At 61.6% G+C, this 18,193-nt stretch carries 12 protein-coding genes; 1 reads left to right on the top strand and 11 read right to left on the bottom strand.

The window, feature by feature from the left end:
* Positions 1-11: 11 nt before the first annotated feature.
* From gltB to GKKCFE_RS00610, 9 genes are all read right to left on the bottom strand, one after another.
* The gene (gene gltB, locus GKKCFE_RS00650) at positions 12-4,460 is read right to left on the bottom strand and encodes a glutamate synthase large subunit (protein WP_445577369.1); all 4,449 of its coding nucleotides are present in this window, start codon (positions 4,458-4,460) and stop codon (positions 12-14) included.
* 349 nt (positions 4,461-4,809) lie between these two features.
* Complete coding sequence (locus tag GKKCFE_RS00645) at positions 4,810-6,378, bottom strand: AAA family ATPase (protein ID WP_445577368.1); 1,569 nt, start codon at positions 6,376-6,378, stop codon at positions 4,810-4,812.
* A 10-nt stretch (positions 6,379-6,388) separates the two neighbouring features.
* Positions 6,389-7,489 (bottom strand): 3-dehydroquinate synthase, encoded by a 1,101-nt coding sequence (gene aroB, locus GKKCFE_RS00640; protein WP_047225963.1) that lies wholly within the window; start codon positions 7,487-7,489, stop codon positions 6,389-6,391.
* Between the two features lie 147 nt (positions 7,490-7,636).
* The gene (gene aroK / locus GKKCFE_RS00635; RefSeq protein ID WP_003196983.1) at positions 7,637-8,155 is read right to left on the bottom strand and encodes a shikimate kinase AroK; all 519 of its coding nucleotides are present in this window, start codon (positions 8,153-8,155) and stop codon (positions 7,637-7,639) included.
* 4 nt (positions 8,156-8,159) lie between these two features.
* Positions 8,160-10,232 (bottom strand): type IV pilus secretin PilQ, encoded by a 2,073-nt coding sequence (gene pilQ / locus GKKCFE_RS00630; protein WP_188252169.1) that lies wholly within the window; start codon positions 10,230-10,232, stop codon positions 8,160-8,162.
* The gene (locus GKKCFE_RS00625) at positions 10,229-10,774 is read right to left on the bottom strand and encodes a pilus assembly protein PilP (RefSeq protein WP_139048630.1); all 546 of its coding nucleotides are present in this window, start codon (positions 10,772-10,774) and stop codon (positions 10,229-10,231) included. The genes pilQ and GKKCFE_RS00625 overlap by 4 nt, the downstream gene beginning before the upstream one ends.
* Positions 10,771-11,394: a type 4a pilus biogenesis protein PilO gene (gene pilO, locus GKKCFE_RS00620; protein WP_047225966.1), complete on the bottom strand. Its 624-nt coding sequence runs from the start codon at positions 11,392-11,394 to the stop codon at positions 10,771-10,773. The genes GKKCFE_RS00625 and pilO overlap by 4 nt, the downstream gene beginning before the upstream one ends.
* Entirely contained in the window at positions 11,391-11,957 is a 567-nt protein-coding gene (locus tag GKKCFE_RS00615) for a PilN domain-containing protein (RefSeq protein WP_047225967.1), read from the bottom strand. Before GKKCFE_RS00615 ends, pilO begins: the two co-directional genes overlap by 4 nt.
* The gene (locus tag GKKCFE_RS00610) at positions 11,957-13,021 is read right to left on the bottom strand and encodes a pilus assembly protein PilM (RefSeq protein ID WP_047225968.1); all 1,065 of its coding nucleotides are present in this window, start codon (positions 13,019-13,021) and stop codon (positions 11,957-11,959) included. The genes GKKCFE_RS00615 and GKKCFE_RS00610 overlap by 1 nt, the downstream gene beginning before the upstream one ends.
* Positions 13,022-13,228: 207 nt before the next feature.
* On the opposite strand from GKKCFE_RS00610, the gene GKKCFE_RS00605 reads away from it, so the two are divergent.
* Positions 13,229-15,673: a penicillin-binding protein 1A gene (locus GKKCFE_RS00605; RefSeq protein ID WP_171061287.1), complete on the top strand. Its 2,445-nt coding sequence runs from the start codon at positions 13,229-13,231 to the stop codon at positions 15,671-15,673.
* Positions 15,674-15,930: 257 nt separating this feature from the next.
* Here the strand turns inward: GKKCFE_RS00605 and GKKCFE_RS00600 are convergent, their stop codons facing one another.
* Entirely contained in the window at positions 15,931-17,199 is a 1,269-nt protein-coding gene (locus GKKCFE_RS00600; RefSeq protein ID WP_047225970.1) for a malic enzyme-like NAD(P)-binding protein, read from the bottom strand.
* A 182-nt stretch (positions 17,200-17,381) separates the two neighbouring features.
* Complete coding sequence (locus tag GKKCFE_RS00595; RefSeq protein WP_445577367.1) at positions 17,382-18,167, bottom strand: thermonuclease family protein; 786 nt, start codon at positions 18,165-18,167, stop codon at positions 17,382-17,384.
* Positions 18,168-18,193: the final 26 nt, after the last annotated feature.

The following is an 18,193-nucleotide window of genomic DNA, read 5'->3' as shown; positions in this document are numbered from 1 at the left end:
TCAGGCGCATATCACTGCGGGTTGGCACGGGTGCTGGAAAGCAACGATTTCAGGTTGGCAGCCTTGGGCTTGACCAGCCAGAAACGACGCAGATAGTCATCGAGGTTTTCGGCGAGTTCACGACCCCACTCGCTGTCGGTTTCCTCGACGTATTCGTCCAGCACGCGCTGCAAGTGGCTGCGGTAGGCTTCCATCGCCTCGCCGCTGATCCGCTGGATTTCCACCAGTTCGTGATTGACCCGGTCAACGAAGGTGTTGTCCTGGTCGAGCACGTAGGCGAAACCGCCGGTCATGCCAGAGCCGAAGTTGTAACCGGTCTTGCCCAGGACACAGACGAAACCACCGGTCATGTACTCGCAGCAATGATCACCGGTGCCTTCCACCACAGTGTGGGCCCCGGAGTTACGCACGGCGAAACGCTCGCCCGCGGTGCCGGCGGCGAACAGCTTGCCGCCGGTAGCGCCGTACAGGCAGGTGTTGCCGATGATGGCACTGTCCTGAGTCTTGTAGACGCTGGCCTTGGGCGGAACGATGACCAGTTTGCCGCCGGTCATGCCCTTGCCCACGTAATCGTTGGCATCGCCTTCCAGATACATATCCAGGCCACCGGCGTTCCAGACGCCGAAGCTCTGGCCTGCAGTGCCCTTGAAGCGGAAGGTGATCGGCGCCTTGGCCATGCCCTGGTTGCCGTGCTTGCGCGCGATTTCGCCGGAGATCCGCGCGCCGATGGAACGGTCGCAGTTGCAGATATCCAGGTCGAACTCGGCACCACTGAGGTCGTTGATCGCCGAAGCGGCCATGTCGACCATCTTCTCGGCCAACTCACCCTTGTCGAACGGCGGGTTGCGATCAACCTGGCAGAACTGTGGCTTGTCCGCCGGGATGAGATCGCTGCCCAGCAACGGCGTCAGGTCCAGGTGATGCTGCTTGGCGGTCTGGCCCTCGAGCACTTCCAGCAGGTCGGTACGGCCGATCAGCTCTTCGAGCGAGCGCACGCCCAGCTTCGCCAGCCACTCGCGGGTTTCCTCGGCGACGTAGGTGAAGAAGTTCACCACCATGTCGACGGTGCCGATGTAGTGGTCCTTGCGCAGCTTTTCGTTCTGGGTCGCCACACCGGTAGCGCAGTTGTTCAGGTGGCAGATGCGCAGGTACTTGCAACCCAGGGCGATCATCGGCGCGGTGCCGAAGCCGAAGCTCTCGGCGCCGAGGATGGCCGCCTTGATCACGTCCAGGCCGGTTTTCAGGCCGCCGTCGGTCTGCACCCGGACCTTGCCGCGCAGGTCGTTGCCGCGCAGGGTCTGGTGGGTCTCGGCCAGGCCCAGTTCCCACGGCGCGCCGGCATATTTGATCGAGGTCAGCGGCGATGCGCCGGTGCCGCCGTCATAGCCGGAGATGGTGATCAGGTCGGCATAGGCCTTGGCCACACCGGCGGCGATGGTGCCAACGCCGGCTTCTGCCACCAGCTTCACCGAGACCAGCGCCTTCGGGTTCACCTGCTTGAGGTCGAAGATCAGTTGCGACAAGTCTTCGATCGAATAGATGTCGTGATGCGGCGGCGGCGAGATCAGGGTCACGCCGGGTACTGCGTAACGCAGCTTGGCGATCAGGCCGTTGACCTTGCCGCCGGGCAGTTGGCCGCCTTCGCCGGGCTTGGCGCCCTGGGCAACCTTGATCTGCAGCACTTCAGCGTTGACCAGGTACTCCGGTGTCACACCGAAGCGGCCGGTGGCCACCTGCTTGATTTTCGAACTCTTGATGGTGCCGTAGCGCGCCGGGTCTTCACCGCCTTCGCCGGAGTTGGAACGCGCGCCGAGGCGGTTCATGGCTTCAGCCAGGGCTTCATGAGCTTCCGGAGACAAGGCCCCCAAGGAGATACCGGCGGAATCGAAGCGCTTGAGCACCGATTCCAGCGGCTCGATTTCGCTGATGTCCAGCGGTGTGTCCAGGGTCTTGACCTTGAGCAGGTCGCGAATCATCGACACCGGACGGTTGTCCACCAGCGAGGTGTATTCCTTGAACTTGCCGTAGTCGCCCTGCTGCACAGCGGCTTGCAAGGTGTTGACCACGTCCGGGTTGTAGGCGTGGTATTCGCCACCGTGGACGAACTTCAGCAGGCCGCCTTGCTGGATCGGCTTGCGCGGGCTCCAGGCTTCGGCCGCCAGGGCTTTCTGTTCGGCTTCGATGTCGACGAAACGCGCACCCTTGATGCGACTCGGCACGCCACGGAAGCTCAGTTCGCAGACTTCTTCGGACAGGCCGATGGCCTCGAACAGTTGCGCACCGCGGTACGAAGCGATGGTCGAGATTCCCATCTTCGAGAGGATCTTGAGCAGGCCCTTGGTGATGCCTTTGCGGTAGTTCTTGAACACCTCATAGAGGTCGCCCAGCACTTCACCGGTACGGATCAGGTCACCCAGCACTTCATAGGCCAGGAACGGATACACCGCCGAGGCACCGAAACCGATCAGCACCGCAAAGTGATGCGGATCGCGAGCGGTGGCGGTTTCCACCAGGATGTTGGAATCGCAACGCAGGCCTTTTTCGGTCAGGCGATGGTGCACCGCACCGGTGGCCAACGACGCGTGGATCGGCAACTTGCCCGGGGCGATGTGACGGTCGGTCAGCACGATCTGGGTGCGACCGGCGCGCGCGGCTTCTTCAGCCTGATCGGCAACGTTGCGGATCGCCGCTTCAAGGCCGACGCTTTCGTCGTAGTTCAGGTCGATGACCTGACGCTGGAAACCCGGGCGGTCGAGGTTGGTCAGCGAGCGCCATTTGGCCGGGGAAATGACCGGCGAACTGAGGATCACACGCGAGGCGTGTTCCGGCGACTCCTGGAAGATGTTGCGCTCGGCACCGAGACAGATTTCCAGGGACATCACGATCGCTTCGCGCAGCGGGTCGATCGGTGGGTTGGTCACCTGAGCGAACTGCTGGCGGAAATAATCGTACGGCGTACGCACGCGCTGGGACAGCACGGCCATCGGCGTGTCGTCGCCCATGGAACCGACCGCTTCGTAGCCCTGCTCACCCAACGGACGCAGCACCTGGTCACGCTCTTCGAACGTCACCTGGTACATCTTCATGTACTGCTTGAGCTGATCGACGTCGTAAAAAGCCGAACCGTGGTCGTTGTCCTCCATGGTCGCCTGAATGCGCAGGGCGTTCTTGCGCAACCATTGCTTGTACGGATGACGGGACTTGAGACGGTTGTCGATGGCGTCGGTGTCGAGGATCTGGCCGGTTTCGGTGTCCACGGCGAAAATCTGGCCCGGGCCCACACGGCCCTTGGCGATGACGTCTTCGGGCTGGTAGTTCCAGACACCGATTTCCGAAGCCAGGGTGATGAACCCGTTGGTGGTGGTGACCCAGCGCGCCGGACGCAGACCATTACGGTCGAGCAGGCACACGGCGTAACGGCCGTCGGTCATGACGATACCGGCCGGGCCGTCCCACGGTTCCATGTGCATGGAGTTGTATTCGTAAAACGCACGCAGGTCCGGGTCCATGGTCTCGACGTTCTGCCAGGCCGGCGGCACCAGCATGCGCACGCCACGGAACAGGTCGATGCCGCCGGTGACCATCAGTTCCAGCATGTTGTCCATGCTCGAGGAGTCCGAGCCCACACGGTTGACCAGCGGGCCGAGCTCTTCCAGATCCGGCATCAGATCGTTGGCGAACTTGGTGCGACGGGCCAGCGCCCAGTTGCGGTTGCCGGTGATGGTGTTGATCTCGCCGTTGTGGGCGAGGAAGCGGAATGGCTGGGCCAGCGGCCATTTCGGCAGGGTGTTGGTGGAGAAGCGTTGGTGGAACACGCAGATCGCGGTTTTCAGGCGCTCATCGCTCAGGTCCGGATAGAAGGCGGTCAGGTCCGCCGGCATCATCAGGCCTTTATAGATGATGGTCTTGTGGGAAAAGCTGCAGATGTAGTGATCGGTGTCGGCGGCGTTGGCCACGGACGAACGACGACGGGAGCTGAACAGCTTGATCGACATGTCCTGGTCGCTCAGGCCTTCGCCCGCGATGAACACTTGTTCGATCTGCGGCAGACGCTCAAGGGCCAGGCGGCCGAGGACGCTGGTGTCGATCGGCACCTTGCGCCAGCCCACCAATTGCAGGCCGGCGGCCAGGATCTCGCGATTCATGTTTTCGCGAGCCGCTTGGGCCTTCACCGGGTCCTGATTGAAGAACACCATGCCCACCGCGTACTGCTTGGGCAGGGTCACGCCAAACGTTTCCTGGGCAATGGCACGCAGGAACTCGTCAGGCTTTTGAATCAGCAAGCCACAACCGTCACCGGTCTTGCCGTCGGCGTTGATCCCACCGCGGTGGGTCATGCAGGTCAGGGCCTCAATGGCCGTTTGTAAAAGGGTATGGCTGGGTTCGCCCTGCATATGAGCAATCAGGCCGAAACCGCAGTTATCCTTGAATTCATCTGGTTGGTACAGACCTGCTTTCATAGACACTTTCTCACCAGGCTGCCTCTTATCGAGGCAAATTTCTTTTCAATTCAGCCAGTTGCGTGCCGCGCCGAACGTACGCCAGCTTTGCGGGGGCAAAAGGGAGGTCATTGTACACACCGACACAAGGGCTCACAAATTTGACGACGAAACGTCGCAAATCCATGTCGCATTTGTGAAAGGTTTAAAGCTATACGCTGTGCTAGTCAAAACTTTTTTGGGTTCGACCGCTGCGACTCAAACGCTACTGTGACGCAGACACCACAAGGCGCGCGGCCTGAAAGGTCGCTCGCCCTTGCGGAAATTTTGAGGTGCCGGGAGAGGCGGCCTGGGTAAGGCCGCCGAATCTTCAGCGAGTTGCTGCCAGTTCCTGTTGGACGCTGGCGACAGTGCGAGGCCAAGGTTTACCAGCCTGAACCTTCGCTGGCAAGGCCTTGATGGCGGAAACGGCTGCATCACGGTTGGCGAAATTGCCGTAGGTGATGACATAAAGCGGTTTGCCGTTGAGCATTTTCTTGAAATAACGGTACTCGCCGCCCTGTTCCTTGACGAACTTTTGCGCAGACGCTTCGGAGCTGGTGCCGAGGATCTGTACCACGTAGCTGCCTGGAGCCTGACCGGCGTACCAGTTACCGCCAGCGGCCTGAGTGGCCGGCTTGGTGGCCGGGGCTGGAGCAGGTTTGGCGGTGGCCACCTGGGCGGGAGCCGGCGCAGGCTTGGCAGCCGGAGCGGGCGCCGGGGCTGGGGCTGGGGCTGGAGTTGGCGCTGGTGCCGGGCCAGCCGGCACACCCGCCGGTGGGGCGCTGGTGGTCACGGTTGGCGGCGTATCGCTGGTGTCATCGATCGGTGGTGGCGCGCCGTCGTCACCCTCGGTGATACCGCCAGCGGCCTCAGCCAAGGGACTGCGCATGACCGGTTGCGACTGGCCGACCAGCGGCAGCGGCATCGGCTGGGTGTTACCGGCGAACTCCACCTCCGGAGCACCGCCATTGGGCTGCGCGGCGTCCTGGCCCAGAGGCAGTTGTGCCTGCTCGTTGGCGGGTGCGCCGGTGGTCGGTGCCTTGCTGCGACCCGGCATCAGCCAGGCGGCGGCGATCGCGACCACGACGACGGCGGAAATCGCCAATACGTGTTTCTTCGGCATGTTGAACCCCATACTTGGACGCTTTACCGCTGAGCGGCTGGCAATCATGACTTCGATGAGAGCATCGCGGGCCACCTGGTTAATATTTCCAGGCCAGCCATCGGAGCTTTCGTGAATCTCAGAGATCTGATCCGCGGTGAAAAGTTCGATGCCCCGACCGGCACCTTCAAGGCGTTGGGCCAGGTATTCACGGGTTTCTTCTTCGGTGTAGGGCGCCAGCTCAATGACGTGGAAGCGCTCTTGCTCAAGATTCAGCTGCTCCAGATCGGCGATCAGCGACGACTCACCAAACAGGAAGACGTGGGGACGGCCTTCTGGCGCACCGGCAGCCAGGGCCAGCAAGGCTTCCAGGGCCGACTCGTCGAGTTGCTCGGCGTCGTCCACCAGCAGATAGACTTCCTGCCCGGTCAGCGCCAGTTGCACGATCTGATCCAGAATCGCACCGACTTCAGCCTGGGCGACATTCAGCGCCTGGGCCACCTGACGCAACACACCGGCTGCATCACCGGCGCCGCGGGCCGACACCACCACGCTTTGCACCGACTGCTTGTTGGTGCTGGCCACCAGGGCCTGGCGCAGCAAGGTCTTGCCGCTGCCTTGAGGGCCGGTGACCACCAGCAACAGCTGGCTGTAACGCGCCAGGTGATGCAACTGGCCCAGAACCGGTTTGCGTTGGGCGGGGAAAAACTTGAAGCCTGGAACCCGTGGCGCGAAAGGGTCATGACTCAACTGGAAATGGCCGAGGAAAGCCTCGTCGGCATGCAAACTAGTCATCGGAATCTTATTAACCTTTAAGCTGAGCCAGGGCGCGATAATCCGCTCCCAGCGTGGCCTGTAGAACCTCTTTCGGATAATCGTCGGTCACCACAGCTTCGCCCATGTGGCGCAGCAGCACCAGACGCAGGCGACCGTCGATCACTTTTTTGTCGATTGCCATGTGTTCGAGAAAATCGGCTTCGGTCATTTCTTCGGGCGGGATCACCGGCAACCCGGCGCGCTGGAACAGAGCAATACCGCGATCGCGCTCCTGTTCACTGATCCAGCCTAAACGCGCGGACATCTCCAGGGCCATGACCGTACCGGCCGCAACCGCTTCGCCATGGAGCCAGACACCATAGCCCATGTGGGTTTCGATGGCGTGGCCAAAGGTATGCCCCAGGTTGAGCGTGGCGCGCACGCCCGACTCGCGCTCATCGGCACCGACCACCGCAGCCTTGGCCGCACAGGAACGTTCGATAGCGTAGGTCAGCGCAGCCTGATCCAGCGCACGCAGGCGGTCGACGTTTTCTTCCAGCCAGCCCAGGAACGGTTCGTCGCAGATCAGCCCGTACTTGATGACTTCAGCCAGCCCCGCAGACAGCTCGCGGGCGGGCAATGTATTGAGAGTCGCGGTGTCGATCAGCACCACGTTGGGCTGGTAGAAAGCACCCACCATGTTTTTGCCCAGCGGATGGTTGATCCCGGTCTTGCCGCCCACCGACGAGTCCACCTGGGACAACAGGGTCGTGGGGATCTGGATGAAATCAACACCGCGCTGATAGCAAGCGGCGGCGAAACCGGCCATGTCGCCGATCACGCCGCCGCCCAAGGCCACCACCGTGGTGCGGCGGTCATGCCGCGCGGTCAGCAGGCCATCGAAAATAAGCTGCAGGGTTTCCCAATTCTTGAAGGCTTCGCCGTCAGGCAGCACCACGGAAATGACCGAGAAAGCCGACAGGCTGCGGGTCAGACGCTCCAGATACAAAGGTGCGACGGTTTCGTTGGAGATAATCGCCACTTGCCGTCCGGCGATATGCGGCGCCAGCAAGTCGGGCCGGTCCAGCAAACCTTCGCCAATGTGAATCGGGTAGCTGCGCTCGCCCAGGTCGACCTTAAGTGTCTGCATGTGTCCCCACAGTGAAGATGGAATCAGGCGTCCTGCCTGCAATTAACGAAAGTCCACGGTGCCTGTTGTGATGTCAATCGATGGCCATCGGCCACGTCCCGGCGGGCCATGACGGGACGCCGAGGATAGCGCATTTCCCGCGACGCATTAACGGGGTGGCAGTTGCTGCAGGCGATCAAGAATGTCCAGCACCACCATCCGCGGCGGCCGCTCGTCGGTTTCCACCACCAGATCAGCAATCTCCCGGTACAGCGGATCACGCAGCTCCAGCAGGTCGCGCAAGGTCTTGGCCGGGTCGGCGGTGCGCAACAGCGGACGGTTACGATCCCGAGCGGTGCGACCCACCTGCTGCTCGACGGAGGCGTGCAGATAGACCACTCGTCCGCCGGCATGCAATGCCCGACGATTGGCCTCGCGCATCACCGCGCCGCCACCGGTGGCCAGTACCACGCCGTCGAACGCGCACAGTTCGGCGATCATCGCCTGCTCACGGTCACGAAAGCCGGGCTCGCCTTCCTTATCGAAGATCCATGGGATATTGGCACCCGTGCGCAATTCAATTTCCTTGTCGGAATCTTTGAATGGCAGGCGCAGCTCTTTGGCCAGCAAACGGCCGATGGTGCTTTTTCCAGCGCCCATCGGCCCAACAAGAATCAAATTTCGCACAGAATCAACGACTCACAGCAATCGCCTGGTTATTCATGATACGCGGAGTGAGGAACACCAGCAGCTCGGATTTTTGCTCCGAAACCACATCACGCCGGAAAAGGCGGCCAAGATACGGCACATCGCCAAGAAATGGCACCTTATCTACGACCTTGCTCTGAGTATTTGAGAAAACCCCGCCAATCACAATGGTCTCGCCGTCATTGACCAGCACCTTGGCGTTGACTTCGTTTTTCTTGATTGGCGGCACATCATTCACCTTGTTCAGGTAATCCGGCTCATCCTTGGTGACCTTGACCTCCATGATGATGCGGTTGTCCGGGGTGATCTGCGGGGTCACCTCCAGGGACAGCGAGGCCTCCTTGAACGACACCGAGGTGGCACCACTGGAACTGGCTTCCTGATAGGGAATCTCCGTGCCCTTGAGGATTTTTGCCGTCTCTTTGTCGGACGTCACCACCTTGGGCTGAGAGACGATTTCCCCGTTGCCGGTTTTCTCCATGGCCGTCAATTCCAGGTCCAGCAGTACATTGTCGGTGATGAAGGCGATGCCGATGCCGGAGGTATTGCCCGACGCGCCCAGATCGACAAACGGCTGGTTGGTGCTGGTGCTGCCCGGCGTGCCGATGGTGGTGGAGTCGCCGGTGGTGACCCCTGAAGTGTTCCAGTTGCCTTTGTTCTGGATCGATCCACCCCAGCGCACGCCCAGGCTCTTGTCGTAGTCAACGTTGGCCTCGACAATCCGCGCCTCGATCATCACCTGGCGCACCGGGATATCCAGCTGCGCCACAATCCGGCGCAGTTCGTCGAGCCGGTCCTGGGTCTGGTAGGCAATGATGTTGTTGGTTCGCTCATCGACCGTGATCGTACCGCGCTCATCGGCCTTGGCTTCGGCACTGGTCACCGACTGGAACAGCTTGGCGATGTCCGCAGCCTTCGCATAGTTGACCTGCAACAGCTCACGCCGTAGCGGCGCCAGGTCGGCAATCTGCTTCTGGGATTCGAGTTCCTGGCGCTCACGGGCCGCGATTTCGTCGGCGGGGGCGACCAGCAGCACATTGCCGACCTTGCGCTTGTCCAGCCCTTTGGTCTTGAGCACCAGGTCCAGCGCCTGGTCCCAAGGCACATTTTGCAGGCGCAGGGTAATGCCGCCCTGCACCGTGTCACTGGCCACCAGGTTGAGGTTGGTGAAATCGGCAATCAGTTGCAGGACCGAGCGCACCTCGATGTCCTGAAAGTTGAGGGACAGCTTTTCACCGCTGTAGGCCTCGCGACTGGCATCGCGTTTTTGCAGATCCTCGACAGTCATGGGTCGGACACTGACGGTCAGTTTGTTGTCCGTCTGGTAGGTGGAGTAATCGAAAGTACCGCTGGGTTCGATGCTGATGGTGGCCCGGTCGGCGCCGGCACTGGCATTGACGAACTGCACCGGGGTGGCGAAGTCCTTGACGTCCAGGCGCACGCGCAGCGGTTCGGGTAACCGGGTCTTGGCGAAGTTGAGGATGATCTTGCCTTCACGCTCCTGGATGTCCGGGGCGATCGAGGGGTCCGACAGATCGATCACCACATTGCCTTCGCCCTGGGTACCGCGCTGGAAATCTACCCCTCGGATCGCCTTGCCCACCGGCGCACTGGCTCTGGCGGGCACCGCGCTGGGAGCCGCCGGGCGTGGCGCCTGGGCGGCAGCGCTGGCAACCGCTCCCTTGCCGACCACCACGAGCAGGCTGTTGCCCTCCACCCGCGCGGTATAGGGCGCAAGCTGGGTAAGGCCAATGATCAGACGGGTACGATCAGCCGCCTCGACCACCGTGGCGCTTCGCGCATTGCCAGCACCAAGATCATGCCTCTTGTGGGCCAACTGGCTGGTCACCCCCGGCAGATCCAGAGCGATCCGGGCCGGTTGCTCGGTGGTGTAGCCCCGAGGCGCGGGGGGCGGCCCGTCGAAGGTGAGTTTCAACTCGATGCGGTCCCCCGGCAGCGCCGCGACATCCAGCGTTTTCAGATTGACCGCATGAACCATCGGCGACAACAGCGCTATCCATAGCGAAATACCGAGGGCTGCAAAAATCCTGTTCATTGTTCGAGTTCCACTATTGAGTGCTCTTTCAGAGGAATGGTCCGTGGCCGTTCCAGCCAGGCGCCCTCGCCATCAGGAACGATTTCGACCACCTCGACCTGGGTGGCGCTAATGCCGACGATCCGCCCGTCGTTGCGTCCCAGATAGTCACCGACCTTGAGCCGGTGCACCCCGCCCGCGCCGCGCAGGAGCGCGAAGGAGCCGCTGACGTTGGAAATCGTCCCGACCATTTCAAACTGCTCGATGTTGAAGCCTTCCAGGTATTGCTTGACCCGAGTCGGGTCGGGCCGGACGTTGCGTGCACCCTTCTGGCGACCGGCCTGATCCACCCTGACCTGCCGTGAAAACGGGCTGCGCAGGTCGGCGGCGCTGTAAGTGAAGGTTTCGTAAGGCCTGAACGTCGGCGTTGGCTCGATCTTGCCGGGCGGGCGCAGCCGCACTTCGTTCATGTAGGCGTCCAGGTCGCTGAAGCCGTTATCGTTGTTGCAGCCCGTCAGCACGACCAGCCCCGCCAGCAGGATAATGCGCCAAGCCGGCTTCATGGCTGCACCTCCTGCTCGTTGTACCGGTAGGTCTTGGCCTGGATGCTCATGCGCAGTTTCGCTCCTGCGTCGGGCTCCATCGGGGCGATGTCGAAATCGTGCAGCGTGACGATCCGTGGCAGTCCGGCAACGCCGCTGACGAAGGTTGCCAAGTCATGATAGTCGCCGGTCACCGTAATCTGGATCGGCAGTTCGATGTAAAACGGCTGGGTGACCTCCGGTAACAGCTTGATCTCCTCGAACTCCAGACCACTGCCCAGACCGGTACGGGTGATGTCCTCCAGCAGGCCTGGCACTTCGGTGTCACTGGGCAATTGCCGCAACAGCACGCCGAAGGAGGCTTCCATCTGCTTCATCTGTTCGGTGTAGCGCTCCAGGTTCGCGGCCATGTGAGCTTTGCCCGCAAACTGTGCCTTGAGGGTGTTTTCTTCCCCGCGCACTTGCTGCAGTTGGTTCTCCAGGTCACTCAAGGCAAAGTTATAGCCCAACCCCAGCACCAGGATGACCAGCAGGATGCCGCTCAACCATTTGACCGGCATCGGCCAGGAGCCAATGTTGTTGGTATCCAGCTCACTGATGTCGATCTTGCGCAGCGCTTCGAACCACTCTCCCGGCTTCATTGGGCGTCCTCGACAATGGCCGGACGGGTCTGGCGAACCGTCAGCTGGAAGACGTTGGCCTGATCGAGCTGACCGGCCGTGGTGGCCTTGACTTCCGTCAGGCTGGGCGCATCGAACAGGTCCGATGAGTCCAGGTTACGCATCAGGTCCGAGACCCGGTTGTTCGATTCCGCCGCGCCCTTGATGGAGAGGGTCTTGTCTTCCATCTTCACTTCGGTGAAATACACCCCGTCAGGCAGGGTGCGCGCCAGTTGATCGAAGATGCGCCCGCTCACCGGCCGGTTACCCTGCAAGTCCTGGATGATGCGCATGCGCTCCAGCAGTTGCTGGCGGCGGGCCTTGAGTTCGCTGATCTGCTTGATGCGCTCGTCCAGCACGGCTATCTGCTCGCTGATATGACTGTTGCGAGCCATCTGGTGGTCAATGGCACTGTCCAGGTAGCGGACCGCAATCAGCGTCAGGCCCACCGCACCGACCAATGCACCCACCAATGCCAGCAAAAAGCGTTTGCGACGCTCCTCACGCAGCTCCTCTCGCCAGGGAAGAAGGTTGATCCGCGCCATCAGTCAAAGCTCCTGAGGGCCAGCCCGCAGGCAATCATCAAGGCCGGTGCGTCACTGGCCAGGGCACCGGCGTTGACCTTGCTGCCCAGGGCCATGTTGGAAAACGGGTTGGCCACCTGGGTCGGCGTGCCCAGGCGCTGTTCGATCAGCCGGTCCAGGCCCGCGACCGAGGCGGTGCCTCCAGCCAAGAGGATGTGGTCCACCGCACTGTACTGGCCCGAGGCGAAGAAAAACTGCAAGGACCTCGATACCTGTTGCACCAGGGCCTCGCGAAAAGGTTGCAGGACCTCACCGAGGTAATCGTCCGGCAGGCCACCCTGCTTCTTTGCCTGCCCGGCCTGCTCGGGTGACAGGCCGTAGCGGCGCTGGATTTCTTCGGTGAGCTGGCGACCGCCGAACAATTGTTCGCGGGTATAGATGATGCGCCCGTTATGCAGCACGCTCAGGGTGGTCATGGTGGCGCCGATGTCGATCACCGCCACCGTCAGCCGCTCCTGGGACGCGGCCAGTTGCGTGGCAAGCAGCCCGAAGGCGCGCTCCAGCGCGTAGGCCTCCACATCGACCACCTTGGCCGTAAGCCCGGCGAGCGCCAGCGCAGCCTCGCGAACTTCGACGTTTTCCTTGCGACAGGCGGCCAACAGCACCTCGACCCGCTCGGCGCTGCGCGGTGAAACGCCCAGGACTTCGAAGTCGATGGCCACCTCGTCCAGCGGATAAGGAATGTATTGATCGGCTTCGATCTTGAGCTGGTTTTCCATGTCGTCGTCGGAAAGTCCGGCGTCCATCTCGATGGTCTTGGTGATCACCGCCGACCCCGCTACAGCCACCGCCACGTTACGCAAGGGTGTTCTGGCCTTGGCGAGCACCCGTGACAATGCCTGGCCCACGCCCTCGAGCTCGGCGATGTTCTTTTCGACCACGGCGTTGGCCGGCAACGGCTCGACCGCGTAAGACTCGACACGGTAGCGGTCACCCTGGCGGCTCAACTCGAGCAGCTTCACCGACGTGGAACTGATGTCTATCCCCAAAAGCGTATGGGCTTTTTTATTGAAGAGTCGTAGCACTACCAATTCCCTATGACTATCCGTGAGTTACGGACTCTCTAATATGCGTTGCGTTCAATCACTCCGGCCCGACGGACGTCCGGGTGGCGTTACCGACGAAAAAAAATGCTTATAATGCCCAGCGTTTTTTTTCGCTTTGTTGCAAGCACGGGTCCTTCCCTGCACCTGGCGCCTTTTCATTCTTTGCCTGGATATCCAAAAGCCTTGATTCGTCTGCTGAAATTTTTCGGATGGTCCATCCTCGCCGTTTTCTGCGGACTGCTCCTGGGTCTGAGCGGTGCGTTTCTTTACCTTAGTCCGGGATTGCCGTCCGTGGAGGCGCTGAGAAGTATTCAGTTGCAGATTCCGTTGCGGGTGTACAGCAGCGACGACAAGTTGATCGCAGAGTTTGGCGAAATGCGCCGCACGCCGATCCGTTTCGCCGACATTCCCCCCAATTTCATCAATGCGTTACTAAGTGCTGAAGACGACAACTTCGCCAACCACTACGGCGTCGATCCGGGCAGCCTGATGCGGGCGGCCAGCCAATTGATCAAAAGCGGCCATATCCAGTCCGGTGGCAGCACCATCACCATGCAGGTGGCGAAAAACTTCTTCCTGACCAGTGAGCGCAGCTTCTCGCGCAAGACCACCGAGATCCTCCTGGCCCTGCAAATCGAGCGACAGCTGACCAAGGACGAGATCCTGGAGCTGTATGTCAACAAGATCTACCTGGGCAACCGCGCCTACGGTATCGAGGCGGCGGCGCAGGTGTATTACGGCAAGTCGATTCGTGATGTGAGCCTGGCGCAGATGGCGATGATCGCCGGCCTGCCCAAGGCACCGTCGCGCTTCAATCCACTGGCCAACCCGGCGCGCAGCAAGGAACGTCGCGACTGGATCCTGGGGCGCATGTACAAGCTGGGCAAGATCAGCGAGGCCGAATACACCGCCGCGGTCAACGAGCCTCTGAACGCCAGCTACCACGTGCCGACCCCCGAGGTGAACGCGCCGTACATCGCCGAAATGGCCCGTGCCGAGATGGTCGGGCGTTATGGCAGCGACGCCTACACCGAGGGTTTCCGCGTGGTCACCACGGTGCCGAGCAATCTGCAGGAGATGGCCAACACCGCGCTGCACGAGGGTCTGATCACCTACGATCAGCGCCACGGCTACCGCGGGCCTGAATCGCGCCTGCCAGGCAAGACCAAAGAAGCCTGGGCCGAGGAATTGACCAAGCAGCGCACCATCAGCAGCCTGGAACCGGCGATCGTCACCCAGGTGGACAAGGACGGCATCATGGTGCTGACCCGCAATGGCGAGCTGGAAGAGCACGTGAGCTGGGAGACCATGAAATGGGCCCGCCCATTCCTCAACACCAACAGCATGGGCGCCAACCCCCGCCAACCGTCGGACGTCGCCCAGGTGGGTGATCTGATCCGGGTACAGCGCCAGCCGGACAACACCCTCAAGTTCAGCCAGATCCCGGCCGCCCAAGGCGCCCTGGTGTCGCTTGACCCGCAGGACGGCGCCATCCGGTCGCTGGTCGGTGGCTTCGCCTTCGAGCAGAGCAATTACAATCGCGCGATGCAGGCCAAGCGCCAGCCGGGTTCAAGCTTCAAACCGTTCGTGTACAGCGCCGCCCTGGATAACGGCTACACCGCCGCCAGCCTGGTGAACGACGCACCGATCGTGTTTGTCGACGAATACCTGGACAAGGTCTGGCGCCCGAAGAACGACACCAATACCTTCCTGGGTCCGATCCGCATGCGCGAAGCGCTGTACAAGTCGCGTAACCTGGTATCGATCCGTTTGCTGCAGGCGCTGGGTGTGGACCGTACCATCGACTACATCAGCAAGTTCGGCTTCAACAAGCAGGACTTGCCGCGCAACCTGTCCCTGGCCCTGGGCACCGCAACCCTGACCCCGATGGAAATCGCCACGGGCTGGAGCACGTTCGCCAATGGCGGATACAAAGTCACCCCGTACCTCATCGACAAGATCGAAAGCCGCAACGGCGACACGTTGTTCCTCGCCAACCCACCACGGGTGCCTTCAGGCGAACAGGCCAGCGACGGCGTCGCCGCACCGGCCAGCGAGACGTTCACGGTAGAGGCAACACCAGGTGAAGCCACGACAGCGCCAGCCGTACCGCAAGCGCCGGTCATCGCCGAGCGCATCATCGATGGCCGCACCACCTACATTCTCAACAGTATGCTGCAGGACGTGATCAAGCTCGGCACCGGCCGCCGCGCCCTGGCCCTGGGCCGTACCGACCTGGCCGGCAAGACCGGCACCACGAACGAATCCAAGGACGCCTGGTTCTCGGGCTACAACGGCGATTACGTCACCACCGTCTGGACCGGGTTCGACCAGCCTGAAAGCCTCGGTCGGCGCGAATACGGCGGCACCGTGGCGCTGCCGATCTGGATGAGTTACATGGGCGCTGCCCTCAAGGACAAACCGCCACACACCCAACCGGAACCCGAAGGCATCCTCAGCCTGCGGGTTGACCCGGTCAGCGGCCGAGCTGCCACCCCAGGCACTCCGGGAGCGTACTTCGAGCTGTTCAAGAGCGAAGACACCCCACCGTCAGTCAACGAGCTGGGCAACGGCGTAGCGCCAGGCAGCCCGCTACCGGCGGATGAGGCGGCGCCGATCGATTTGTTCTGATCGGGCCTCTCGCAAAAAGCCCCGCCTTCGAAAGAAGCGCGGGGCTTTTTTCAGGCCCTCAAATTACACACTCCCCTGTAGGAGCCGAGCTTGCTCGCGATGGCGGCGGGTCAGCTTGCATCCATGTTGAATACCAGACTGCAATCGCGAGCAAGCTCGGCTCCCACAGGATTTGCGGTGGTCACACAAAATCGGCAGGTACAAAAAAGCCCCGACTCAAAGAAGAGCCGGGGCTTTTTATTGAACGCTACAACGGCTTAGCCGTTGAACACGTCATCCACGCTCTTGAGCGGGTAGTTCTTCGGATACGGCAGGGTAGCCACGCCGGTCTCGATCGCGGCCTTGGCCACGGCGTCGGAGATCAGGGTGATCAGGCGGGCATCCATTGGCTTGGGAATGATGTACTCACGACCAAATTCCAGCTTGATGCCGCCGTAGGCATCGCACACTTCCTGAGGCACTGGCAGCTTGGCCAGTTCGCGCAGGGCGTTGGCGGCCGCGACTTTCATTTCTTCGTTGATGCGCTTGGCGCGAACGTCCAGGGCACCACGGAAAATGAACGGGAAGCCCAGTACGTTGTTGACCTGGTTCGGGTAGTCCGAACGGCCGGTGGCCATGATCACGTCGCTGCGGGTAGCGTGAGCCAGTTCCGGGGAAATTTCCGGATCCGGGTTCGAGCAGGCGAACACGATCGGGTTCGGCGCCATGCGCAGCAGGTTTTCCGGGCTCAGCAGGTTCGGACCCGACAGGCCAACGAATACGTCGGCACCGTCCAGCGCGTCGGCCAGGGAGCGCTTGTCAGTGGCGTGGGCAAACACGGCCTTGTACTGGTTCAGGTCGTCACGGCCGGAATGGATCACGCCGGTACGGTCAACCATGAAAATGTTTTCGATCTTGGCGCCCATGCTCACCAGCAACTTCATGCAGGAGATGGCCGCAGCGCCGGCACCCAGGCAGACGATCTTGGCTTGTGGCAGGGTTTTGCCAGCGATTTCCAGGGCATTGATCATGCCGGCCGCGGTCACGATCGCGGTGCCGTGCTGGTCATCGTGGAACACTGGAATGTCGCACTGCTCGATCAGGGCACGTTCGATCTCAAAGCACTCAGGCGCCTTGATGTCTTCCAGGTTGATGCCACCGAAGGTAATGGAGATACGCTTGACGGTGTCGATGAAGGCTTGCGGGCTTTCGGAGTCGACTTCGATGTCGAACACGTCAATACCGGCGAAACGCTTGAACAAAACGCCCTTGCCTTCCATGACCGGCTTGGAGGCCAATGGGCCGAGGTTACCCAGGCCGAGAATCGCGGTGCCGTCGGAAATGACTGCCACCAGGTTGCCCTTGCCGGTGTATTTGTAGGCCAGCTCAGGGTCGCGAGCGATTTCGCGTACTGGTTCGGCTACGCCGGGGCTGTAGGCCAGCGACAGATCGCGGGCAGTAGCGGTGGCCTTGGTGAGCTCGACACTCAGCTTCCCTGGACGAGGATTAGCGTGATATTCGAGAGCGGCAGTTTTCAGATCAGACATGTGGGCATTCCGCTTTTTACTGTGTTGGACAGACGGACCGCCGAGGATACGCGCCTCGCAAAGTCCCTACAAGACTGACCAGTCACCCCTGTCAAGCGCGCCGCCCTACGACTTTGGGCCAAGAGCCGCAGAACACAAGGTCTACATGCATACAATTCGAACCGTAAATGTCTACAATTTTTTTATCGAGACACGCGACTCAACATCCCTGGATCGGTCAACGGCAATAACCAACGCCCCTGCCCCGGCTCAAGCCCGCCGCGACGCGAACGGTCGACCACCCAGCCACGCGCCTCGATCCGCTTGCCTTTGAGTCGCTCGAGCGACGCCATATCGAAGCGACTCACCAGATTGGGGGCAACGCGCAATACAACCGGCCCCTCCAACTGGAGCCAAATACCGCCGCGATTGCGCGAGACGTCAATCACGCGGCCAGTGAGCACGGCAAAGCCTGATGCCTTGATATTGTGCGCCTCAAGCACAGGCGAACGCTTCCACACCCCGACGCCCGCTTCCCGCGCTTGGCGTTCGGCAGCGCGCTGACAATGCGCCAGATCGACATTCGGCGCGACCACTACGTGAAATCCCAAGCCCTCGGCGAGTAGCTGCGCTTCCAGGTTCTGACCGTCGGCGCTGTAGACATGGGCCAGCGTGCGACCGTAGCGATCCTTGCCTTCCTTGCCGGGCAGCAACCCCACGCGTCCCGCACTGGCGCCCACCAATGCCTCAAGGCGCCGGCGTGCAGCGACGGCGAACGGCTCATCGGAACGCCCTCGACGCCCCAGTTCAGGACTGTTGAGACCGATCATGCGCACGCTGCGGCCATCAGCCAGGCGCAGGGTATCGCCGTCCACCACCTTCTGGACCGTCACATGGGCCAGGCCAGGTGGCGCCGGACAGAAGGCCTGCGCGCTGCTCAGCCAAATCGCGGACACAAAAAAGGCGCCCGCAAGGGACGCCTTTTTCATCAGTCTGGAGCAGCCGAAACGACCAT

It is taken from the genome of Pseudomonas sp. E141 (assembly GCF_052659885.1).
This window is presented reverse-complemented; position numbering and strand designations above follow the sequence as displayed.

What these genes read in the sequence shown, in the direction of transcription:
- gltB (WP_445577369.1), bottom strand. Translation starts at nt 4,460, where the DNA reads ATGAAAGCAGGTCTGTACCAACCAGATGAATTCAAGGATAACTGCGGT.
- GKKCFE_RS00645 (WP_445577368.1), bottom strand. Translation starts at nt 6,378, where the DNA reads ATGACTAGTTTGCATGCCGACGAGGCTTTCCTCGGCCATTTCCAGTTG.
- aroB (WP_047225963.1), bottom strand. Translation starts at nt 7,489, where the DNA reads ATGCAGACACTTAAGGTCGACCTGGGCGAGCGCAGCTACCCGATTCAC.
- pilQ (WP_188252169.1), bottom strand. Translation starts at nt 10,232, where the DNA reads ATGAACAGGATTTTTGCAGCCCTCGGTATTTCGCTATGGATAGCGCTG.
- GKKCFE_RS00625 (WP_139048630.1), bottom strand. Translation starts at nt 10,774, where the DNA reads ATGAAGCCGGCTTGGCGCATTATCCTGCTGGCGGGGCTGGTCGTGCTG.
- pilO (WP_047225966.1), bottom strand. Translation starts at nt 11,394, where the DNA reads ATGAAGCCGGGAGAGTGGTTCGAAGCGCTGCGCAAGATCGACATCAGT.
- GKKCFE_RS00615 (WP_047225967.1), bottom strand. Translation starts at nt 11,957, where the DNA reads ATGGCGCGGATCAACCTTCTTCCCTGGCGAGAGGAGCTGCGTGAGGAG.
- GKKCFE_RS00600 (WP_047225970.1), bottom strand. Translation starts at nt 17,199, where the DNA reads ATGTCTGATCTGAAAACTGCCGCTCTCGAATATCACGCTAATCCTCGT.
- GKKCFE_RS00595 (WP_445577367.1), bottom strand. Translation starts at nt 18,167, where the DNA reads ATGAAAAAGGCGTCCCTTGCGGGCGCCTTTTTTGTGTCCGCGATTTGG.